This window comes from Microcoleus sp. PH2017_05_CCC_O_A, assembly GCF_020738785.1.
Lineage (GTDB): Bacteria > Cyanobacteriota > Cyanobacteriia > Cyanobacteriales > Microcoleaceae > Microcoleus.
This window is the reverse complement of the sequence record NZ_JAEQCB010000195.1, coordinates 1-19,407: the sequence shown is the minus strand read 5'-3', so window position 1 is coordinate 19,407 and position 19,407 is coordinate 1. Positions and strand designations below refer to the sequence as shown.

Below are 19,407 nucleotides of genomic sequence, written 5' to 3'. Positions count from 1 at the left end.
CCAAATTATTTTGACTCCTTGCCCATTCAAAGAGAAATGCGTCGCGGGTGTAAACTTCCAAGGATGCCTCAAAAGCTGCGATCGCCAATTCCAGATTCTCGGCTTTTTTCCCTCTGATTCTGTAGAGGTACGCACTCGCCAGACTGTTTTGATACGTTGCCCACTTTTCCGAGTAAGCTTCGCGGGTGACAATAGTTAATCCTATCTCCATACAAGTAATAGCAATCTCTAAATTAATTGCCCGACTGCCTTGCCGTAAACTATAAAAATTCATACCCAATCTCAATAAAAAATTAGCAGGATAGTATGCTTGTTCTGCTAGCATTTTTGCCATAGTTTGAGTAGCCCAATCTCTTACATATTGAGAAAAACTATCATCTATTAATTCTATATTGGCTTGCAGGACTGCGATTTCGTAGTCATCGCTGACACTGAGGATAGATTCAATAAGATTTTGATAGGCTTTGCGGCGCGCTTCGTTCATTGCTGACAACCCATGTTTTTAGAATTTTACATTCTTTGTCGGGGAAAAACAAGGGGGAAACCCGACTTGCTGAATCGTCTGGAGTCGTTGGAGTGTGTGTCATAAGCTGCTACGCCACTATGTCGTATAATATAGATACAAGATAAGTAAGCGATCGCGCCTAATAATAAATCTATTCGGAATGGGCCCGGTCTCATTCAAAAAAATCTCGATAATTTGCGATGGGGCAAAAAACAAGAGGAAACTAAAATGATTTCACAAACTTTAGTAGAGATTGAACGTTCTATTAGTTCCCTGTCGATAGAAGAACAACTTTGGCTGCTGGAACGTATCGCTTGCCGAGTACGAGAGAAAACTCACATAGCTAACAAACTCGCTAATCCTAAATACCTGGAAGCAGAGATAGCAGAGATGGCAAACGATCCAGATATTCAAGTTGAGATTGCTGCTATCAATCAAGAGTTTATTGTGGCAGAAATGGATGGTTTAGAAGCACTATGAGCATTCAGCGAGGGAAAATATTTATTTTGTCAATCTTAACCCAGTTCATGGAAGAGAACAAGCTGGAATGCGACCTGTCTTGGTGCTTTCCATTGATACTATTAACCAGTCACCCTTAGTTGTTACTGTCATTGTCGGTACTAAAGGAACTAATATTCACCGCGAATATAGAACAAATGTGCGTGTTTCTGCGTCTGAAAGTGGTTTGCAAATAGAAACAGTTTTCCTCTGTTTTCAGATTCGATCTTTGGATAAAGAGCGATTTCCTACGGATTCAGCAGGGGAACTTTCCGCAGAAAAAATGTTAGAAGTTGAATCGGCGGTTCGTTACTGTTTTGGTTTATAAAAATTTGGAGTATTTAATTGATATTAGCGATCGCAGGCTAGATTTCTGGATTAATTCTAATTGTTCGGGTTTCATAAAGCTATTCCCTCTTTACGAATATTCCTCAATAAAGGCCCGTTGTAGTTCACAAACCGATTTTCGTCCATAAACAAACAGCTAATCACTTCATCATTTTGGAGAGACAAGTCTGCCCGAATATGGCTGATTCTTTTGATTTCTTCGCCGGGATTGACTTGTCCTTTGAGAACCACCAAAACATCAATATCTGAGTCGGGATGTGCGTCACCCCGCGCTTGGGAACCGTAGAGTACCATTTGGGTGAGCCGATCGCCGTAGAGTTGCTCGAAGTGCGATCGCAATTCAGCTAGAATGGTCTTGAGTTTATCGTTGATTTTCATATTGGCGATGGATGTTATTTATTCTACACATAAACCAGGTGTATTTATTGTACACATAAACCCGGCGGTTGAAACCGCGTCTACAAAAACAAAGTACACATAAACCCGGCGGTTGAAACCGCGTCTACAAAAACAAAGTCCGCCTGCGCGGACTGAAGATGATTAATTAGAAAGATTAAGATTTTTACCCAATTTCAACGGGTTGCAAAATCTCATTCACAGGCTTTCCTCGTTTTAATTCAACCCATTTAGATTCAACAGGTTCATACGCGCAATAACAGACCATGATTTCCAGGTTTGTGTCGCTAGATGAGAATTTGTGGATGCTTTTCACAATCCAATTGCTATCTCGACCGTGGGTGACTCCGTTACCCGGATCTTCGAGGTTTTCGTATTCTCGCACCCGATCGCCAATTTGAGGCAATTTCCCCGAAGAATCCCACTCTTCTGACAGAATGTCTGTCAAGCCACCATCCGGCATTAACTTTCGTTCCCTCCAGCCCTCCGCACTCATAGATTCAGTTTTGTAAACAATCCATGTTTCATTTTTGGTCATAATTTACCTCAGTCTTGGTAGTCGTACCAGAAGTCTTGAAAAGAAGTCTGTTCCCCGTGAAATATGCAATCTATTTCGAGGGGCAAACCTTTGTTTACTTTGATTTTCTTGAGTTTCCAATCATACCGACGTTCCATTTCCCGGCATTTCTCCGGGTCAGTGACGCTGTGTATATTTTCTAGTTCTGACGGTTCTGGTTCTGGTGAATTTGTCACTTTTTTCAATACTAGACATCAGTTTATTCATTCGCTAGAGCCTCCTTTTCCCGCTTGCTCTTTATGGATGAGCGGGTTTTGGTTTGGGTGGCTGTCCCGCTTTCCTTGAACTGCGGCTGTCACAATTCGCTCTACAAGATTGCTCATCGTGCGTCCTTCCTCCTTAGCCCATACCGTTAGGTCGTCCCTAATATCCTCATCCAAAACAAAATTAATTCTAGGTCGCCTGTACTTCCCCATTTGTTACCCGTTGGTTAGTGGTTAGTTACCAGCTTATGACGTTAGATTAACTTTTGGAGTTGTGGATCGAGATAGTTGACAGTGGCATCTACTAGAGTCTATGATATAACTACGATCGCAAAATGTTAAACAAACAACAAACAAAAGTAGGGTGCGTCAGTAGGTAAAACCCAAATTTTTCGGGCTAACCTTAAGACTGACGCACCCTACGACCACGACTAATGACCAATTACATATCCGTCACCAACCTTGCTTTCCGCAAAATAAATGTCAATACTGTTTCTTGACCAGTAATAATGTCGGCTCTACCTTCCATTCCTGACTGAATTGAATACTGGCGTGGGGTATTTGCCTGGGAAGTTCCAACTGCTTGATTGCCGGTAGATTCAAGTTTGGTTAGATAAGTTTTATCAGGTTTAATTGCAACTTCATAATAAGCAGTACCTAAATTATTATTGGGGTTTTGAGTTGCGATCGCATCTGGGGCGATCGCGCTGACTGTTCCTTTTAGTGTCCCGTAATCTGGGAAGGGTAAGGCGGAAATCCTCATCTGCACGGGTTGGCCGATTTGGATGCGGGCGATGTCTTGGGATGTTACTTTGGCTTTGACTAAAAGGGGTACGTCGCTGGGGACGATTTGGGCGATCGCACTTCCGGCTTGTATTGTTTGACCGGTACTTTGTACTTCCAATTTGAGAATTGTACCATCAGCGGGCGCGCGGATCACGCTATTTTCGAGTTGTGACTGAATTTGATTGAGTTCTTTTTTAGCTTGAATTAATTGTTGTTGAATGGACGATCGCTTGACGAGCAAAACCCGCCGACTTCTGCCGAGTCTCTCGGCGACATCCGGCTGCGATGTGGCGATTTTTACAAGAGCGGACTCGACTACTTCTTGGGCGGCGGAATTTTGATTTTGGATGGTTTGAAATTGGCCGCTGGCTAAAATTTGATTTTCCAAGTCCCGCAGTTGCTGGTTGATTTGCTGTGCTGCTGTTTGAGACTGATTGACTGTGTCTTGGAACTGCTTTTTTTGAGTGCCCAAACGCGAAGCGTTGACAACTGCGATCGCATCTCCGGCTTTTACTGTCTGATTTTCGCTGACAGCAATGCTTTCGATGGTTCCTTCGGTTGCAGCTTGCACGACGCGCACTTCTCCGGCTGGACGGACGATCGCGTCTGCTTTGACTGTAGCACTGTATTTGGTGACGCTTGCCAGGGCGATCGCCCCGCCAAACGTCGCCACCATCAAAATTCCCCCCAAAGTAGTCCAGCGGCTGACAGGGGGCAAAAACTGGTCGTTATCAAAGGTTTCTGCGGGCATGGGTTCGGGTGTGCGAGGCATGGCGGCTATTGGGGGTGAGGGGAATTGTTTTGAATTTTAAGTTTTGAGTTTGGGGAAAGAGAATCGTTGTGAGTTTTAATGCCATTTCCAAAAAAGAATGCAACTCGCGGCCAACTCCAAAGCCTGATTAAATAAGTCATTTTCAAACCTCAAACGGTATGAGTTGGAAGAAGGAGAGATCGATCGCCTATTTCTTTTGTCACATTTATTTTCTAGCTTTCCGGACACCAAGGATAGATTTAGAAGTCTAAATCAAAATTCACATGGTCAAGGTCAAAATCCGCACAGCTTTGCCGTCCCCACCCGGAAATTTCCCCAAACATCAAGAATGGTGGATTCAGGCGGCAACAGTCAGGAAAACAGAGCATTTCCGCAATGATTTTTGGCATTGTTACCCGGTTTTTCTGGGATCGGTACGTAAGTAACTATATATGTCTTAATAGGAGTTCCTTATGCCGGACAATCAACAAAATTCACTTTTTACCGAATTAACCGATCGAGAATCTGGGACTGTCAGCGGTGGCAGCACTACCAGCGGTTTCAGCAGTGCTAACAGTAACAGCGATACCAAGAACAGCAGCAGCAATGGCATCAATACGCTGTTTTTCATTCCACAGCCGAGTCAGCTTTTCCTTTACGATCCGATTCGCAATCGCCCTTACAAAACCCTTGTAGTCTAGATAGCTGAGTAAAGTAGTGCGATCGGATAAATCTTAAAATTTTCTCAGTAATATTCCGGGCGATCGCAGAGGCATGGAGAAGTATTAGTCAGTAATCATACGAGGCTATCGAAATTATATAAAGTTTCTAGTTTTCGTTCAATATTATCAGTGGTCACTACTATCGCGATAGCTATTATGGCCGCGAAAACTGTGGTCGTCGGCGCCGTTGGGTTGTGTACCGCCGCAATTGCGACGGTTCCTTCAGAAAAGTAGTTCGCTACGGCTACTGGTAAAGTTTAGTGCTGTGAATCGCGCGATCGCCCTTATTACAAAACCTTAATAGTCTAGATAGGTGAGTCGGGTAGTGCGATCGGGTGAATTTTCAAAACTTCTCAGTGATATTCCTGACTTCGCACAGGCATTGAGAAGTATTAGTCAGTAATTACCAGAAAGAATTGGTTGAAAGCCGGAACCCTGCTCGGGAGAAATTAAAATCCGACTATTCATTACTCCAATCCTCTTCCTCCTAGGTAGAAGTCGATCTCAAACTGTCAACTGTTGAAACGAGGCTATCGAAATTAGATAAAAGTGGTCACTACTATCGCGATAGCTATTATGGCCGCGAAAACTGTGGTCGTCGGCGCCGTTGGGTTGTGTACCGCCGCAATTGCGACGGTTCCTTCAGAAGAGTAGTTCGCTACGGCTACTGGTAAAGTTTAGTGCTCTGAATTCAGCTCTATAACTTTTGATCGAGAAAGCACCCATAACTTTATGGGTGCTTTTTGCTGATTGGGTAGTTGGTGATGAGTAATCTTCTTTATGCTCTACCATTATTCATTTTGCAAAATGTTAAAGAACATCCCTTTGATCGGCAAAATGCCATTATTCGGACAAGTTAACAGGTTTAAGAAATATCAGGTTGTACTCCAGCAGAGCGAAGAAGACTGCGGGGCGGCTTGTTTGGCTTCGATCGCCAAATTTTACGGACAGAACTTTACCATTAGCCGTTTGCGAGAATCTGCGGGTACAGGCCAAAAGGGGACAACTCTGCTGGGCTTGAAACAAGGCGCTGAGGCGGTGGGCTTTAATGCTCGATCGGTGCGAGCAGCGGCTGCTATTTTAGACAAAATTGACGAAGCACCTTTACCGGCTATTATTCACTGGAGCGGGTACCACTGGGTTGTTTTGTACGGAAAGCAGGGCGACAAATATGCGATCGGCGATCCGGCTGTCGGTATGCGCTATATTTCCAAAGAAGAATTAGCAGCAGGTTGGACAGATTGGCTGTGCTTGCTAGTAGACCCAGATCCCGATCGATTTTTTGCCGAAGCAGACGGCCAACCGCCCGCCAATTCCTTACAAAAATGGATGCGCCGGGTTTGGATTTACCGCCAGCTTTTAATGGAAGCACTGTTGATGAATGTGGTGTTGGGTTTGCTGTCGATTGCTTCACCTTTTCTCGTACAACTGCTCACCGACGACATTTTGGTGCGGGGCGACACGCAACTTTTGGCAAGTGTGGCGATCGCAGTTATAGTTATGAACCTATTTAGCAGCAGTTTAGGATTAGTACAGTCGAACTTAATTGCTCAATTTTCCCAGCGTTTAGAGTTGGGATTGGTCATGGAATTCGGGCGTAAATTCCTGCGATTGCCTTTAAGCTTTTACGAAACCAGACGCAGCGGCGAAATCGTCAGTAGATTACAAGATATCCAAGAAATCAATAAATTAGTTTCTCAATTTGCGATCAGCTTGCCCAGTCAATTTTTTATAGCTGTAGTTTCTTTTATTTTCATGTTATTTTACAGCAAAGAACTGACGCTGGCAGCTACAGTCATCGCTTTGTTCATGACTGCCTCTACAGTAGTTTTTCTGCCCGTATTGCAGCAAAAAACGCGGAATTTATTTGTACTGGAAGCAGAAACTCAAGGCGTTTTAGTAGAAACCTTTAAAGGCGCGCTGACTGTGAAAACTACTAGCAGCGCCCAGCAACTTTGGGAAGAATTTCAAGGTCGCTTTGGTCGCTTAGCGAGTCTTACTTTTCGTACCACACAAATCGGCATTCTCAATAATATCTTTTCGGGCTTTGTTGCTTCAGCGGGCAGCATTACCCTGCTGTGGTTGGGCAGCGGGTTGGTGATTGACAAGGCATTGAGTATCGGTCAGTTGCTAGCATTTATTAGCATGAATCAAAACGTTACTACTTGGGTGACTTCCTTGGTCGAATCTACTGATGAAATGGCTCGCGTGCAGACAGCAACTCAACGGCTTTCGGAAGTCATAGACGCTGAGCCAGAAAGTAAAAGCGATATTAATAAACCTGTGGTAACGCTTCAAGGCGGCGACGAAATTGTTTGTAAGAGTGTGAATTTTCACTACCCAGGCAGACTTGACTTGTTGGAAAATTTTTCTGTGACGTTTCCGGGCGGTCACGCAATTGCTTTAATCGGTTATTCTGGTTGTGGAAAAAGTACGCTAGCTAAGGTAATTGCTGGTCTGTATCCGCTGCAATCTGGTAATGTGAGAATTGGCGGTTACAATTTGCAGGATTTGTCTCTCGATTGTCTCAGACAGCAGGTGGTTCTTGTTCCCCAAGAAGCTCATTTCTGGAGCCGTTCGATTCTCGATAATTTTCAGTTGGGGAGTCCTGATGCCACTTTTGAACAGATTGTGAAAGCTTGCAAAATTGCCGGGGCGGATGAATTTATAAGCCAATTACCGGATAAATATCAAACTGTTTTAGGGGAGTTTGGGGCGAATATTTCGGGGGGACAAAGACAGAGATTGGCGATCGCCCGTGCGATTCTCAACAACCCGCCCGTGTTGATTCTAGACGAGTCTACCGCAGGGCTAGATCCCGCCAGCGAAGCGGAAGTCTTGGAAAATTTATTGATGTACCGGCAGGGGAAAACCACGATTTTTATCAGTCACAGGCCCCGAGTGATCGATCGCGCCGATTGGATTATCATGTTAGAACGCGGCAGGTTGAAACTGCAAGGATCTGCTGCAAAATTGCGATCGATTCCTGGAGATCACTTAGAGTTTTTGGAACCTTAGACAAAATTGCAAAAATAATTAGGACGGGCTAGAAGCCCATCCCACAATAAAAAAAATTGTGGAACGGGCATCTTGCCCGCCCAATCTATGATTGTGGAACGGGCATCTTGCCCGCCCAATCTATGATTGTGGAACGGGCCTATGATTGTGGAACGGGCATCTTGCCCGCCCAATCTATGATTGTGGAACGGGCATCTTGCCCGCCCAATCTATGATTGTGGAACGGGCATCTTGCCCGTCCAGCTATTGTTGCAATCTTGTCTAATGCACCCGACAAACTAGGGGAATCGCCTCCTGATTTTCCAACACCAAACCGTACTCCAAACCCTCAACAACCGCCTGACAAGAAGCATCCAAAATATTACCAGAAACCCCAACCGTCGTCCAGCGATCTTGACCGTTACTAAACTCAACAAACACGCGAGTTTTAGCCGAAGTTCCCGCACCAGAATCCAGAATTCGCACCTTGTAATCTGTCAGATAAAAATGCGCTATCGCCGGATAAAAATTCACCAAAGCTTTCCGCAAAGCCGCATCCAAAGCCGAAACCGGGCCGTTTCCTTCCGCACATTCCAGAATAATTGTACCGTTGACTGACAATTTCACAGTGGCTAAAGCCGTACAATCTTCGCCAACCTTATCGCAGTGAACTTGAAATCCATGAATTTCAAACCACCGCTGCCGCTTTTCCAAAGCTTCCCGCATCAACAATTCAAAAGACGCCTCAGCACCCTCAAATTGATATCCCTGACTTTCCAAATCTTTCAACTTTTCCAGAATTTGGCGGCAAGCAGGATTTTTGCGATCGAGTTCAATACCAAAAGTCTTAGCCTTCGCCAAAACATTACTCAAACCCGATTGATCCGAAATCACAATTCGCCGGATGTTGCCGATTTTTTCCGGTTCCAAGTGTTCGTAAGTTAACGGATTTTTTTCAACCGCCGATACGTGAATTCCGCCCTTGTGAGCAAAAGCCGAAAGGCCAACAAAAGGAGCGTGGTCGTCGGGAGCAAGATTAACAATTTCGCTGACGGAGCGACTGACTTGAGTTAATTTCGCTAATTGCTCATCTTGAATGCAATCATAACCCAACTTGAGCTGAAAATTAGGAATCAAGGAACACAAATTAGCATTACCGCAGCGTTCGCCATAACCGTTAATAGTTCCCTGTACCATCGTCACCCCTTCCCGCACACCAGCCAGAGCATTAGCAACGGCAACTCCAGAGTCGTTGTGAGTGTGAATTCCTAACTGTAAAGATTGAGTTAGTTCAGTTCCTAAAGCCGCTAAAACATCACGCACAACTTGACTAACTTCGTCAGGCAAAGTACCGCCGTTGGTATCGCAAAGCACCAGCCATTCTGCACCAGCATCCGCCGCTGCCATTAAAGTTTTAATCGCATACTCGGGATTGTGTTTGTAGCCGTCAAACCAGTGTTCGGCATCGTAAATAACGCGCCTTCCCTGACTCCGTAAATATTCAATAGTATCTCGAATCATCGCCAGATTTTCTTCTAACGTCGTCTTCAAACTTTCAATTACGTGCAAATCCCACGACTTGCCAAACAGCGTTACCCAGCGAGTCCCCGCAGACAAGATAGGCTGCAACATTTCATCATTGGCTGCCGTTTTTCCCGGTCGTCTGGTCGAACAAAAAGCGACAACTTCTGCTTGAATTAATGGCTGTTCTTTGAGCCGCCAAAAAAATTGTACGTCTTTAGGATTTGCTCCCGGCCAGCCACCTTCAATAAACGGAATTCCTAAACTGTCTAACTGTCGAGCAATTCGCACTTTGTCTTCGAGAGATAAGCAGAGTCCCTCGCACTGAGCGCCGTCTCGCAGCGTGGTATCGTAGATCCAGAGCCGATTTTTCATGGGAATTCTCAATTCTCAATTGGTAATATATCACTTATCATATTAGATGAAATTATTTGAAATAAATGCGATAATATATAGGAAAATTAACATAAATCTAATCGGGGTAAATTACTGTGGTTAAGGTACAAGCGCAAGGAAAAACATTTGAGTGCGATCGCGGATCGAATCTCCGTGAAGTCTTGCTCAAAAACGGCATCGATCTCTACAACGGCAACGCTAAAGTCATCAACTGCCACGGTTTGGGGACTTGTGGCACCTGTGCCGTCACCATCGAGGGCGAAGTTTCCGAGTCCGAGTGGCGTGAAAAAGCGCGACTTTCGATTCCTCCCCATTCTCCCGCATCAAACCGCCGTTTGTCCTGCCAGACTAAGGTTTTGGGCGATATTAAGGTGACAAAATATGATGGTTTTTGGGGCCAGGGCTCGGAAACTGTATGGAAACCTCAAGGATAGATTTTTGGTGCAGGAAGGCTGATAAGCTGTAGTGCATTTAGATTGCATATTTTGGGTGGTGCTGCGAAGCCCACCCCACAAGAAAATATGTAAGACTTGCCCCAAAATTCTAACTGTAAGGTGCGAACACCAGCACCTTACCCTCAAGAAGGCCCCGAGGTAAAAAAGCCAGACAGTCCATAGAAAAGTCAATGAATTCATCTCAAGATATTCTGATTATTGGTGGCGGAATTATCGGCCTTTCCCTAGCAGTTGAACTGAAATTGCGAGGGGCATCTGTCGCTGTTCTTACCGCCGATTCTCCACAACCGACGGCCCGGGCTGCTGCCGGAATGCTCGCTCCCCAAGCGGAACGAATTCCCCCCAGTCCGATGCTGGATTTGTGCTTGCAAAGTCGCGCGCTGTATCCTTCCTGGGTGGAACGCCTGGAAGAGATTACGGGGTTGAAAACGGGGTATTGGCGATCGGGAATTCTCGCACCAGTTTGTCAAAACGATCCTCAACAACAGCCGCTATTGTCAAACCTTAACTCTCATTGGTTAGACAGAGATACTGTTCGCCAGCACCAGTTTGGATTGGGTGAAGAAGTAATCGGTGGTTGGTGGTATCCTGACGACGCTCAAGTGGACAACCGCGCTTTATTTCGGACGCTACAGAGCGCAACCAAAGAATTGCAAATTGAGATTATTCAAGATACTGCAAAGGAAATTATTCGGCATGGAAACCGAGTTTTTGGCGTAGAAACAACGGCAAGAAAATTGCAAGCAGACCGTTATGTTTTGGCGGCAGGGCCTTGGTGTGAGAAGTTATTGAATGTTCCGGTTTTTCCCAGAAAGGGGCAAATGCTGTCAGTGTGCGTACCAAAAGATTGTGCAGTTATGCAGCCATTGCAAACAGTTTTATTCGGGACTGGCATTTATATTGTGCCGCGTCAAGATGGCAGAATTATTATTGGTGCAACTAGCGAGAATGTGGATTTTACCCCTGGAAATACTCCAGCGGGAATTCAAAGTTTGCTAGCAGGAGCGATTAAGTTATATCCCGAATTGCAGAATTATCCGATTCTAGAGTTTTGGTGGGGATTTCGGCCTGCTACGACGGATGAGTTGCCGATTTTGGGTGCTTCTGCTTGGGATAATTTGACATTGGCAACTGGGCATTATCGCAATGGCATTTTGTTGGCTCCGGTGACTGCTAAGTTGTTGGCTGATTTGATGTTAAATCGAAAGTTAGATCCGTTGTTGGCTGCTTTTAATTATGCGAGGTTTGCATTTTCCTGACATTCGGTTTAATCGTTCGGACTTTAGTCCTCTCTTTATAAAGATAAATGAAGCAGGACTAAAGCCCTTACTACGAACTTAATTTTGGCGTAAGTCCAAATTAGTTAGATTCCGTTTTTTTGGGTAGGTTCAATTCCCTGCATTTAAGCGCAGCCAAATCGTAAGCATTTTGGTAATCTTTACCGCCTAACATCACATCGCCGTAATATTCATAGGGTTGATTTCCGTAAACCGGCAGGGGATCGTCTTCTGGATAATCTTCTTTTGATTCGTCTAGAATTGCTTTGAGTTTCTTGACGCTCAATCGCTGGGCGGGGAAGTAATGAATGTCTTGAGCATTGAAGCCAAGATGCGGAAAAGTTGGGTCAACAATGCGCTCGTTGAGTTCAATCCAGCTATACTCGATGGGTTTGTAAGGCGCTCCGGGTGCAGCTAAAAAGCCTTGAACGTAGATTGCGCCTTCGGTGGTTAATGCTGCTTTGGAAGCGTTATCAAAGCAGTTTTTACGGTTGCTTTTAATGCGAGTGGCGATTTCAATAGAAAGCGTCTCGTCTAACAGTTCGCTCATGATTTATTCTAGTTGCGCGTGCGACTAGATTGTAGCAAGTCGGAGCTGCGATCGCAAAAAACGAACGATCGCCAATCACGATCGCTCCTCAAATTCCCGTTTCCACGAGTCGAGCCAAAATCCTCTGCGGTGGTGGATGTTGTGTCACATTTGGGTTTCGGGGGCGGTTTGTCAAAGGCGTAAGCGGGGGTGATACGCGCCGAAAAGTCGATCGCCCGCATCAACTTCCCGGCGGATCGCAAGATTTGGGAGTCGCCGAATGTTTGAGAGTGCGATCGAGTTATCTATTTAGCAAAGTGGCTAAATGCTGCACGGATGGCGATGAACCACACCATCAGGGTTGAGAATAGGTAGAGGTAGAAGCGCAGCAGGATTAGATTGAATGTACAATGAACGATGCTGTGCAAAGCGCGAAAGCCAACGAAGATCCAAGCCGCATTCACATAAACTGCATCTACCTGGTTCGTGATGAAAAGGTATAGCACCAGCGCATAAAACAGGACGGGAATCTCGAACAAATTCTTGAAGTTATCGGACGGATTTGATACCTCTGGTGGCGAGATTTGTGCCAGCATACCAGGTACAGCCAGCTCCTTCGGGGCGAGCTTTGTATTGTTGAGGAAAGTGATACGGCGGATGTAGAGATAAACCCAGACTACCAGTGTCACAAACACCATTGCAAAGAAGGGACTAAAAATTGCATTTTGCATCGTTTTTACCTATAAAACTCAATTGTTCTGAAGATGGGCGGGCGATAAAATGCGCCCTACGCTATGTACAAGAATTGAAGAAACAAAGACTAAGGTAAATCCAATCAGAGGATGGAGTACCTCTAGGTGAAAAGGAGTGTTGAGATGAATGGTCAAAAATTGTAGTCCCAGCAGTACGGGTAGACTTGCGGTGAGACGTTGTATTTGAGGTGAGAATCGAGTCAGCAGCGACCATCCCAGTAATAATAATGACAGCCCGCTATATCCTCGGACTAGCCAAACATGAATATCCCACCATGCAGGATTGACAAAGTAAGCGAATCCAACCGTTAACAATTGAGCAATCAAGCAGAGGTTAAAGACGACTGAAGTCGCATAAAAGCCGATCGGCATCCAACGCATGGGAGTGCGATCGCGCTCAATTTCCGAATTGATGGTCATGTCACGTTATTTTTGATACTTTTGATAATATAAGCTGAGTAATTCAGCAGTCATAGACCCCGATCGGGTACACTTTTCGCTATCACGACGATGACAAATTCCTTACAGCATTTATTTGAAGCAATCAATCAAGTCAAGAATGAACAAGATCTGCGATCGCAAGTCGTGCCGCAAATCGGCGAGTATTTTGCCGCTAAGCGATCGGGAGTCTTTTTCTTTGACCAACTGCCTTTGTTAGATAAAAAATTTCATAAAACCCTGGAAATTGCACTATCAATCGAATATAATCCTATTGCGCGTTATCTAGTTGAGCGCCATGCTCCAGTCCACGAAGCACTGGTAGCATCACCCAAAGTTTGGACGATGATTTGTCCTCGCCCCGATCATTGGCACGTGATGGCGGGCCCGATTGTAAGTTGCGGTCAATTAGTCGGTGTATTCGGTTGCACTCGCGAACAGTCAATGTCTGCTTTTGATGCACAAAATTTAGCTGATTTGAGTGGAATTTGTTTGCACTTATCTGTCTGGAGTGCAACAATGCGATCGCCATACCAGCCTTTCAAAACCAATCGCTTAACGCCTCGTGAATTGGAAATTGCCGAGTTGGTGGCTTTGGGACGAACTAACGCCGAAATTGGGACTGAACTTTGGATTACTGAAAATTCTGTGAAGCAAGCTCTGAAGCGAATGTTCCGCAAGCTTGAGGTTTCATCCCGCGCGCAGATGGTGGCACAACTTTCTGCTACAAAATACGAGCCTAGTGTCAAGCAGTCTGTATCAAATTTGGTGCTCAACGGCGATCGATAACATTTTGCTTGCGCCCTCACCGATTAGCCAACCGTATAGTAGTATGGTATTATTTGATTTTCTGTCAATCACCTGCAATCTAAACTATATTCTCAGCTAAGCACTTATCCACACTACAGACATACTGAATGAAAAGCGCGATCAAAAAGTCGGATTTTGTGCTATCTCCTTACATGAAGAGCAACAATTTCAAAGCTACATACCAACTACTCAATACAGTCATCCCCTATACATTTTTATGGTTTTTAGCATTTAAAGCTGCTGCCATTTCTGTATGGCTGCTGCCACCGATCATCGTGTTGATGACACTCTTTTCAGGACGTTGTTTCTCCTTGATGCACGATTGCGGACACTATTCTCTGTTTAGTTCCAAAAAAGTCAATCGCACAGTGGGTTTTCTGCTAGGTATCATCAATGCAATTCCTCAGTACCCCTGGTCTAGGGGACACGCTTACCATCACAAAAATAATGGTAATTGGGATATGTACCGAGGCCCTTCGGCGTTGATTTCCACCGAAAAGTTTGCGGCACTCAGTCCATTTAACCAAAAGATATATCAGTTGCTCAGACACCCGCTGATGCTGTTTCCTGGTGGCTTTTTCTACCTGATTATCAAACCAAGACTCGCGCTAATATTGGGAATTGCTGGTTTTGTCAGACATACTTTTGATTGTCTCAATCAAGATTTAGGTATGGGTTTATCTAGAATAATTGCTTCCTACAAATCCAAACACTGGTATACGACGGCTGAGTTTTGGGATTTACTCTTCAACAATATTTGTGTGGTGGGTAGCTGGCTTTATCTGGGTAACTTACTTGGGTTTGGGTTTTTCTGGAGTGTTTACTCAATTGTGATGACTTGTTCGGCGGCGATATTTATCTGCATCTTCTTTGTGCAGCATAACTTTGAGGGTTCCTACGCTCACAAGACAGAGGGCTGGGACTATCTGCTTGGTGCGATCGAAGGTAGCAGTTATCTAAAATTACCAACTATTCTCAATTGGTTTTCGGCTGATATTGCTTACCACAATATTCATCATCTGTCTGAGCGAATTCCTAATTACAATCTTCGGGCGTGTCACAATGCTAATTTGCACCTGCTTGGTAATTCAAGAATCCTGACAATTCGCGAGATTCCTGATTGTTTTAAGTTCATTCTTTGGGATGCTGCTTCAGATAGTCTGCAATCGATCGCATCATTTAGACAACAAGTAGAAATAATTTGATTCCCGTACTATGCAACCCAACGATCGGCTTTTCGGGGAAGCTGTCAACTGTCAACTGTCAACTGTCAACTGCTATACATTCTGCTCTGGAAAGAAGGTAAAAAAATGAATTTATTTGTTGTTGTACTTGGAGTTTTGTTTGTACTGCTGGCGATCGCCCTTCTGATCTATTTAATCACGGCTCGCCCTTATCAATCATCGGACTCCGTGGCCAATTCCTACGACGAATGGACGGAAGACGGGATTCTCGAATTTTATTGGGGCGAGCACATCCACTTGGGCCATTACGGTGCGCCGCCACAACGCAAAGATTTCCTCGCAGCTAAATCGGATTTTGTGCATGAAATGGTGCGCTGGGGAGGCTTGGATAAATTACCTGCCGGCACTACAGTCTTAGATGTTGGCTGTGGAATTGGCGGTAGCAGCCGCATTCTGGCGCAGGATTATAAGTTTGCTGTCACGGGAATTACGATCAGCCCGCAGCAAGTTAAACGCGCTCAAGAATTAACTTCCCCAGATCTCGATTTGCAGTTTCGGGTGGATGATGCTATGGCGCTGTCGTTTCCAGATGCGAGTTTTGATGTGGTTTGGTCGATCGAAGCTGGGCCGCATATGCCAGATAAAGCCGTGTTTGCGAAAGAGTTGATGAGAGTCGTCAAGCCCGGTGGCGTGCTGGTTGTGGCTGACTGGAATCAAAGGGACGATCGCAAAATCCCGCTCAATTTCTGGGAGAAACCAGTAATGCAGCAACTGCTGGATCAATGGTCACATCCGGCTTTTTCAAGCATCGAGGGCTTTTCAGAACTTTTAGAAGCAACGGGGTTTGTGGAGGGCGCTGTAACCACCGCAGATTGGACGCAAGAAACCCTTCCTTCCTGGATAGATTCTATCTGGCAAGGTATAGCTAGACCGGCCGGATTAGTGCGTTTTGGTGTATCGGGTTTCATCAAGTCTCTGCGAGAAGTACCGACTCTTTTACTAATGCGTTTAGCCTTTGGTGCGGGGCTTTGCCGCTTTGGAATGTTCCGCGCACTGCGAGCAAATTCGGTAGAAAGAAGACTGGCGGTTGAAACCGCGTCTACACAGGCAAAACCCGCCTCCGCGGGTTGAAGATATTGCAATTAAAATTACGTGGGCTAGAAAGAAGACTGGCGGTTGAAACCGCGTCTAGACAGCTAGACAGACAAAACCCGCCTCCGCGGGTTGAAGATATTGCAATTAAAATTACGTTATTCTCTTCAGTCTCGCGTTGCGCGGACTTCGTTTGTGTAGACGCGGTTTCAACCGCCGTCTAGCGGTTTCAACCGCCGTCTTATCTTAGAGATAATTTGAATATGAGCTAGATCATAGAAAGCTTTGGAACAATTTGGCAAACTGAGAGTAAGGTTAAATAGGAGGTCAATTTTATGACCAATATTGCTCTCAATTTTAAGACTGCACCGGGGCATGAAGTGCTGGCGGCGGCTGGCAAGAAAATGCTGAGGCCGGGGGGAAAAGTTGCTACGGAAATGTTGTTTGAATGGGCGGATTTTCAAGCGGGCGAAACTGTTTTAGAGTTGGCTGCGAGTTTTGGATATAGCTCGATCGCCCTTGCGGAACGTTTTGGCGTTAAAGTAGTGGGAGTTGAGAAGAATCCCGACAGTGTGGCGCGCGCTCGTGCTAATGTTGCAGCAGCGGGTTTGGGCGATCGAGTCCAAATTGTCGAAGCAGATATTTTTCACTTGGATCGGATTTCCCAAGAGTTTGATTGGGTGTTGGCTGAAGCTATCCTGACGATGCAGTCAGGGTGGGGGAAAGCTAAAATTATATCGGGAATTTGCGATCGGCTAAAACCGGGCGGCAAGTTTCTTTCTCACGAACTTTTAGCTAGAAACCGAGAATCAGAAATTCACAAAGCTTTGTCGGAAGTGATTCGGGCTAATTCAACGCCTTTGTCTGAGTCTGGCCCGATTGCTGTTTGCCAAAACGCGGGTTTGCAAGTAGAAAAGTGTCAAACTGGGGCGATGGGACTCCTCAACTTGCCACGAATGGTTGAAGACGAAGGTTTTGTGGGTACTGTGCGGATTTTGTGGAATATTTTAAGTAAATCGCAAATTCGCGATCGTATTTTAGCAATGCGTCAAGTTTTCCAAAAGTACGATCGCGATTTAGACTACATCATCCTTTGTGCAACAAAACAATATTAAGGGATTCAAAAATCATGACTGCTACTCTTTTACCGTTAGAATCTTCCGCAATCCAACTCCGAGAAGCAATTGAATATCCCGCCGCCGGAGTGCTGAGCAAAATTTTAGTAAAGGACAATAATTGCCAGTATACCCTACTTTGTCTGGCTGCTGGTAGCGAGGTTTCCGAACACTCTTCGCCGCGCAATGCCACAGTTAATGTAGTCGAAGGAAAGGGAATTTTGACTTTGGAAGGTAAGGATATTGTCTTGGAACCGGGGGTGTTTGTTTTTATGCCCGCCCGTGCTCCCCACGCCTTGAAAGCTGAAGAAAACTTGGCGTTTATTTTGACATTTTCGGAGTAAAATAATACTGTCAATTCTGATTAATTTCAAGAAACTAGCATTAGTATTTTATTTGAAAATCAACCTCTCGATCCCCCTAGCCCCCCTTAAGAAGTAGGGTGGTTTTATTGTGAGGATAGGAAATATAAAAATACCAACAGTATCGCTCAAAGGTTGGCTCGCGCTTGGGCCAAGGTACGTAGTTGCGCTCTTAGCGTCTTTCCTAATATTATAAAGAGCGCTGAAGCGCAACTACGTACCTAATTTTTCTGACGACAATAAAACCGCCCTGCCTAGCCCCCCTTAAGAAGGGGGGGACAAGAGCATCAAAGTCGCCACAACGATTCGGGGAACCGAAGTTTTCTTCAAAGTCCCCCTTCTTAAGGGGGATTTAGGGGGATCAAAACTTAGCGATAAACCTACCGAATCAATGTACTTCTTCCCTTCATTAATCTATGTCTTCTCCAGAGGCGATCGCCTCCAGTTGTTTCCAATCCAACACAGTAATTTTTCCGCCTCGACTGTAAGATACAAATGGCTTGAGTTTCTTAAACAACCGCACGCATTCTTCGTAGGTGATGCCAATACTGCGAGCAATTTGATAGTAGGGAAAACGTTTTTCTAAACATACACTATTATCCACAATCTTCGTACCTTGCTCGATGCCAAAGTAATGAATGAATCTCGCCAGCCGCACGATCGCCCTTTCCGACACCAAACCGTGTACAGTCTCGTGCAGTTGCTGCAACCGCTGGTTAAAAACCGCCAATATTCGCAAAGCAATCTCAGGATTTTGCCGAATTGCTGCTAGCAAAAATTCCCGTTCTGTGGTAAGAACTTGCACGTCAGTTTCTGCCGTCACCGTTGCCGACGCAACTCCGTTACCCAGCAAAGCAGGTGCGGCAAAAATATCTCCCTGAAATAAAGTACGCAAAATTGTTTCTTTGCCCGCCGCCGCTGTTTTTGCTACCCGCAGCGAACCGCTCAAAAGCGTGTATAATTTTTCGGGGATGCGATCGCCCTCATACATCACAACTTCTCCCTGTCGGTAACTCCGAATTGCTGTATGTTCTTGCAGTTGCTCTAAATCAGTTCGGTTTAAGCTGGCAAATATCCCAATTTGGGCCAGTTGCTCAACGGTTGCTTTCATAAATTTAACTTGAGCCGGAGTCCATTCAGAGTATCATAGCGGTGAATTCAGAATATATCGAGGCTAGCAGAGCTAGTACCTAGCTAGCGATTAAATAGACAAGGTAGTACACTTGTAGACAAATCTACGATGTACCTGTTCAAACCCTGGGCGATTCCCAAAAAACCTTGGATTGTCAGTAAAGATACTCGCTTGCGCTGGGATGTTTCGGGGAAGTTACCAGCCAAACCTACCCTGTCGGGCGATCGGTGAAATTAGCGTGTTGAGGTCGAACAATGCTTTTATCCATCAAAACAAAGTTAAAATTAAACAAGAGTCAGACAACTGTCATGAGCAAACACGCTGGAATAGCAAGGTTTACTTATAACTGGGGATTGGCTACTTGGAGTTACCTTTATCAAGATGGATTGAAGCCCAATAAATACCTGCTCAAGAAATTCTTTAACAATCATGTAAAGCCTGAGTTCACATGGATTAAAGAGGCGGGAATTTGCCAGAAGATAACTCAATATGCTTTCGACAATCTTGGTGATTCCTTCTCCTTATTTTTCTCAAAAAAAGCTGGATATCCCAAATTCAAGA

General features: G+C 45.0%; 24 protein-coding genes and 1 pseudogene. 13 read left to right on the top strand and 12 right to left on the bottom strand.

The features are described from left to right. Positions 1 to 484: pseudogene (locus tag JGK20_RS30700) on the bottom strand (hypothetical protein); the annotation flags it as partial. A gap of 249 nt (positions 485 to 733) precedes the next feature. Between JGK20_RS30700 and JGK20_RS30695 the strand changes: the two are divergent. Together JGK20_RS30695 and JGK20_RS30690 are read left to right on the top strand one after the other, a co-directional pair. Next, positions 734 to 985 carry a hypothetical protein gene (locus tag JGK20_RS30695; protein ID WP_293233297.1) on the top strand — a complete coding sequence of 84 codons (252 nt, stop codon included), beginning with the start codon at positions 734 to 736 and terminating at the stop codon, positions 983 to 985. Between the two features lie 67 nt (positions 986 to 1,052). Further along, positions 1,053 to 1,331: a type II toxin-antitoxin system PemK/MazF family toxin gene (locus tag JGK20_RS30690; protein WP_293233295.1), complete on the top strand. Its 279-nt coding sequence runs from the start codon at positions 1,053 to 1,055 to the stop codon at positions 1,329 to 1,331. A 71-nt stretch (positions 1,332 to 1,402) separates the two neighbouring features. Here the strand turns inward: JGK20_RS30690 and JGK20_RS30685 are convergent, their stop codons facing one another. The 5 genes from JGK20_RS30685 to JGK20_RS30665 all read right to left on the bottom strand — a co-directional run bounded on the left by JGK20_RS30685 (position 1,403) and on the right by JGK20_RS30665 (position 4,085). Then, positions 1,403 to 1,729 carry a nucleotidyltransferase domain-containing protein gene (locus JGK20_RS30685; RefSeq protein WP_293233293.1) on the bottom strand — a complete coding sequence of 109 codons (327 nt, stop codon included), beginning with the start codon at positions 1,727 to 1,729 and terminating at the stop codon, positions 1,403 to 1,405. A gap of 184 nt (positions 1,730 to 1,913) precedes the next feature. Continuing rightward, a complete protein-coding gene (locus tag JGK20_RS30680; protein ID WP_293233291.1) occupies positions 1,914 to 2,285 on the bottom strand; it encodes a hypothetical protein in 372 nt (123 codons plus the stop codon). Between the two features lie 8 nt (positions 2,286 to 2,293). Beyond that, on the bottom strand, positions 2,294 to 2,500 hold the full coding sequence (locus tag JGK20_RS30675; RefSeq protein WP_293233289.1) for a hypothetical protein: 207 nt from the start codon (positions 2,498 to 2,500) through the stop codon (positions 2,294 to 2,296). Between the two features lie 27 nt (positions 2,501 to 2,527). Next, entirely contained in the window at positions 2,528 to 2,740 is a 213-nt protein-coding gene (locus JGK20_RS30670) for a hypothetical protein (RefSeq protein ID WP_293209004.1), read from the bottom strand. A gap of 229 nt (positions 2,741 to 2,969) precedes the next feature. Next, positions 2,970 to 4,085: an HlyD family efflux transporter periplasmic adaptor subunit gene (locus JGK20_RS30665; protein ID WP_293233287.1), complete on the bottom strand. Its 1,116-nt coding sequence runs from the start codon at positions 4,083 to 4,085 to the stop codon at positions 2,970 to 2,972. Positions 4,086 to 4,537: 452 nt separating this feature from the next. On the opposite strand from JGK20_RS30665, the gene JGK20_RS30660 reads away from it, so the two are divergent. Both JGK20_RS30660 and JGK20_RS30655 read left to right on the top strand, forming a co-directional pair. Then, entirely contained in the window at positions 4,538 to 4,765 is a 228-nt protein-coding gene (locus JGK20_RS30660) for a secretion protein HlyD (RefSeq protein ID WP_293184276.1), read from the top strand. Positions 4,766 to 5,593: 828 nt separating this feature from the next. Then, entirely contained in the window at positions 5,594 to 7,804 is a 2,211-nt protein-coding gene (locus JGK20_RS30655; RefSeq protein ID WP_293199253.1) for a peptidase domain-containing ABC transporter, read from the top strand. A 261-nt stretch (positions 7,805 to 8,065) separates the two neighbouring features. On the opposite strand, the gene cimA is transcribed toward JGK20_RS30655, so the two are convergent. Next, positions 8,066 to 9,679: a citramalate synthase gene (cimA, locus tag JGK20_RS30650; protein WP_293214360.1), complete on the bottom strand. Its 1,614-nt coding sequence runs from the start codon at positions 9,677 to 9,679 to the stop codon at positions 8,066 to 8,068. A 116-nt stretch (positions 9,680 to 9,795) separates the two neighbouring features. Between cimA and JGK20_RS30645 the strand changes: the two genes are divergently transcribed. Both JGK20_RS30645 and thiO read left to right on the top strand, forming a co-directional pair. Beyond that, positions 9,796 to 10,134 (top strand): 2Fe-2S iron-sulfur cluster-binding protein, encoded by a 339-nt coding sequence (locus JGK20_RS30645; protein ID WP_293186814.1) that lies wholly within the window; start codon positions 9,796 to 9,798, stop codon positions 10,132 to 10,134. Positions 10,135 to 10,325: 191 nt separating this feature from the next. Then, positions 10,326 to 11,414: a glycine oxidase ThiO gene (gene thiO, locus JGK20_RS30640; RefSeq protein ID WP_293193584.1), complete on the top strand. Its 1,089-nt coding sequence runs from the start codon at positions 10,326 to 10,328 to the stop codon at positions 11,412 to 11,414. Between the two features lie 100 nt (positions 11,415 to 11,514). Here the strand turns inward: thiO and JGK20_RS30635 are convergent, their stop codons facing one another. From JGK20_RS30635 to JGK20_RS30620, 4 genes are read right to left on the bottom strand one after another with little or no spacing between them, the layout of a single operon-like run. Then, positions 11,515 to 11,982, bottom strand: a complete 468-nt coding sequence (locus JGK20_RS30635; RefSeq protein ID WP_293193586.1) for a hypothetical protein — start codon at positions 11,980 to 11,982, stop codon at positions 11,515 to 11,517. An 8-nt stretch (positions 11,983 to 11,990) separates the two neighbouring features. Further along, positions 11,991 to 12,224 (bottom strand): hypothetical protein, encoded by a 234-nt coding sequence (locus JGK20_RS30630; RefSeq protein WP_293199250.1) that lies wholly within the window; start codon positions 12,222 to 12,224, stop codon positions 11,991 to 11,993. A gap of 42 nt (positions 12,225 to 12,266) precedes the next feature. Further along, the gene (locus JGK20_RS30625; protein ID WP_293186811.1) at positions 12,267 to 12,692 is read right to left on the bottom strand and encodes an MAPEG family protein; all 426 of its coding nucleotides are present in this window, start codon (positions 12,690 to 12,692) and stop codon (positions 12,267 to 12,269) included. Between the two features lie 18 nt (positions 12,693 to 12,710). Further along, complete coding sequence (locus JGK20_RS30620) at positions 12,711 to 13,133, bottom strand: DUF6220 domain-containing protein (protein ID WP_293186810.1); 423 nt, start codon at positions 13,131 to 13,133, stop codon at positions 12,711 to 12,713. A gap of 90 nt (positions 13,134 to 13,223) precedes the next feature. Between JGK20_RS30620 and JGK20_RS30615 the strand changes: the two genes are divergently transcribed. The 5 genes from JGK20_RS30615 to JGK20_RS30595 all read left to right on the top strand — a co-directional run bounded on the left by JGK20_RS30615 (position 13,224) and on the right by JGK20_RS30595 (position 17,696). Continuing rightward, on the top strand, positions 13,224 to 13,940 hold the full coding sequence (locus JGK20_RS30615) for a LuxR C-terminal-related transcriptional regulator (RefSeq protein ID WP_293186809.1): 717 nt from the start codon (positions 13,224 to 13,226) through the stop codon (positions 13,938 to 13,940). Positions 13,941 to 14,068: 128 nt separating this feature from the next. Next, entirely contained in the window at positions 14,069 to 15,166 is a 1,098-nt protein-coding gene (locus JGK20_RS30610; protein ID WP_293186808.1) for a fatty acid desaturase, read from the top strand. Positions 15,167 to 15,271: 105 nt separating this feature from the next. Next, complete coding sequence (locus JGK20_RS30605) at positions 15,272 to 16,276, top strand: methyltransferase domain-containing protein (protein WP_293233285.1); 1,005 nt, start codon at positions 15,272 to 15,274, stop codon at positions 16,274 to 16,276. A 296-nt stretch (positions 16,277 to 16,572) separates the two neighbouring features. Continuing rightward, positions 16,573 to 17,352, top strand: a complete 780-nt coding sequence (locus JGK20_RS30600; RefSeq protein WP_293186806.1) for a class I SAM-dependent methyltransferase — start codon at positions 16,573 to 16,575, stop codon at positions 17,350 to 17,352. A gap of 14 nt (positions 17,353 to 17,366) precedes the next feature. Then, positions 17,367 to 17,696: a cupin domain-containing protein gene (locus JGK20_RS30595; RefSeq protein ID WP_293186805.1), complete on the top strand. Its 330-nt coding sequence runs from the start codon at positions 17,367 to 17,369 to the stop codon at positions 17,694 to 17,696. 427 nt (positions 17,697 to 18,123) lie between these two features. Here JGK20_RS30595 and JGK20_RS30590 read toward each other — a convergent pair whose 3' ends face one another. Next, entirely contained in the window at positions 18,124 to 18,825 is a 702-nt protein-coding gene (locus JGK20_RS30590; protein WP_293186804.1) for a Crp/Fnr family transcriptional regulator, read from the bottom strand. A gap of 129 nt (positions 18,826 to 18,954) precedes the next feature. Here JGK20_RS30590 and JGK20_RS30585 point away from each other — a divergent pair, with 129 nt between their 5' ends. Next, positions 18,955 to 19,077, top strand: coding sequence for a hypothetical protein (locus JGK20_RS30585; RefSeq protein ID WP_293186803.1), 123 nt, complete (start codon positions 18,955 to 18,957; stop codon positions 19,075 to 19,077). Between the two features lie 23 nt (positions 19,078 to 19,100). Beyond that, positions 19,101 to 19,407: helix-turn-helix domain-containing protein (locus JGK20_RS30580; RefSeq protein WP_293233283.1), on the top strand; the 307-nt coding region annotated here is incomplete at its 3' end.

Excerpts from the sequence above, each read along its gene's own strand:
- JGK20_RS30695 (WP_293233297.1), top strand. The coding sequence starts at position 734 with ATGATTTCACAAACTTTAGTAGAGATTGAACGTTCTATTAGTTCCCTG.
- JGK20_RS30690 (WP_293233295.1), top strand. The coding sequence starts at position 1,053 with ATGCGACCTGTCTTGGTGCTTTCCATTGATACTATTAACCAGTCACCC.
- JGK20_RS30685 (WP_293233293.1), bottom strand. The coding sequence starts at position 1,729 with ATGAAAATCAACGATAAACTCAAGACCATTCTAGCTGAATTGCGATCG.
- JGK20_RS30680 (WP_293233291.1), bottom strand. The coding sequence starts at position 2,285 with ATGACCAAAAATGAAACATGGATTGTTTACAAAACTGAATCTATGAGT.
- JGK20_RS30670 (WP_293209004.1), bottom strand. The coding sequence starts at position 2,740 with ATGGGGAAGTACAGGCGACCTAGAATTAATTTTGTTTTGGATGAGGAT.
- JGK20_RS30665 (WP_293233287.1), bottom strand. The coding sequence starts at position 4,085 with ATGCCTCGCACACCCGAACCCATGCCCGCAGAAACCTTTGATAACGAC.
- JGK20_RS30660 (WP_293184276.1), top strand. The coding sequence starts at position 4,538 with ATGCCGGACAATCAACAAAATTCACTTTTTACCGAATTAACCGATCGA.
- JGK20_RS30655 (WP_293199253.1), top strand. The coding sequence starts at position 5,594 with ATGTTAAAGAACATCCCTTTGATCGGCAAAATGCCATTATTCGGACAA.
- cimA (WP_293214360.1), bottom strand. The coding sequence starts at position 9,679 with ATGAAAAATCGGCTCTGGATCTACGATACCACGCTGCGAGACGGCGCT.
- thiO (WP_293193584.1), top strand. The coding sequence starts at position 10,326 with ATGAATTCATCTCAAGATATTCTGATTATTGGTGGCGGAATTATCGGC.
- JGK20_RS30635 (WP_293193586.1), bottom strand. The coding sequence starts at position 11,982 with ATGAGCGAACTGTTAGACGAGACGCTTTCTATTGAAATCGCCACTCGC.
- JGK20_RS30625 (WP_293186811.1), bottom strand. The coding sequence starts at position 12,692 with ATGCAAAATGCAATTTTTAGTCCCTTCTTTGCAATGGTGTTTGTGACA.
- JGK20_RS30620 (WP_293186810.1), bottom strand. The coding sequence starts at position 13,133 with ATGACCATCAATTCGGAAATTGAGCGCGATCGCACTCCCATGCGTTGG.
- JGK20_RS30615 (WP_293186809.1), top strand. The coding sequence starts at position 13,224 with ATGACAAATTCCTTACAGCATTTATTTGAAGCAATCAATCAAGTCAAG.
- JGK20_RS30610 (WP_293186808.1), top strand. The coding sequence starts at position 14,069 with ATGAAAAGCGCGATCAAAAAGTCGGATTTTGTGCTATCTCCTTACATG.
- JGK20_RS30605 (WP_293233285.1), top strand. The coding sequence starts at position 15,272 with ATGAATTTATTTGTTGTTGTACTTGGAGTTTTGTTTGTACTGCTGGCG.
- JGK20_RS30600 (WP_293186806.1), top strand. The coding sequence starts at position 16,573 with ATGACCAATATTGCTCTCAATTTTAAGACTGCACCGGGGCATGAAGTG.
- JGK20_RS30595 (WP_293186805.1), top strand. The coding sequence starts at position 17,367 with ATGACTGCTACTCTTTTACCGTTAGAATCTTCCGCAATCCAACTCCGA.
- JGK20_RS30590 (WP_293186804.1), bottom strand. The coding sequence starts at position 18,825 with ATGAAAGCAACCGTTGAGCAACTGGCCCAAATTGGGATATTTGCCAGC.
- JGK20_RS30585 (WP_293186803.1), top strand. The coding sequence starts at position 18,955 with ATGTACCTGTTCAAACCCTGGGCGATTCCCAAAAAACCTTGGATTGTC.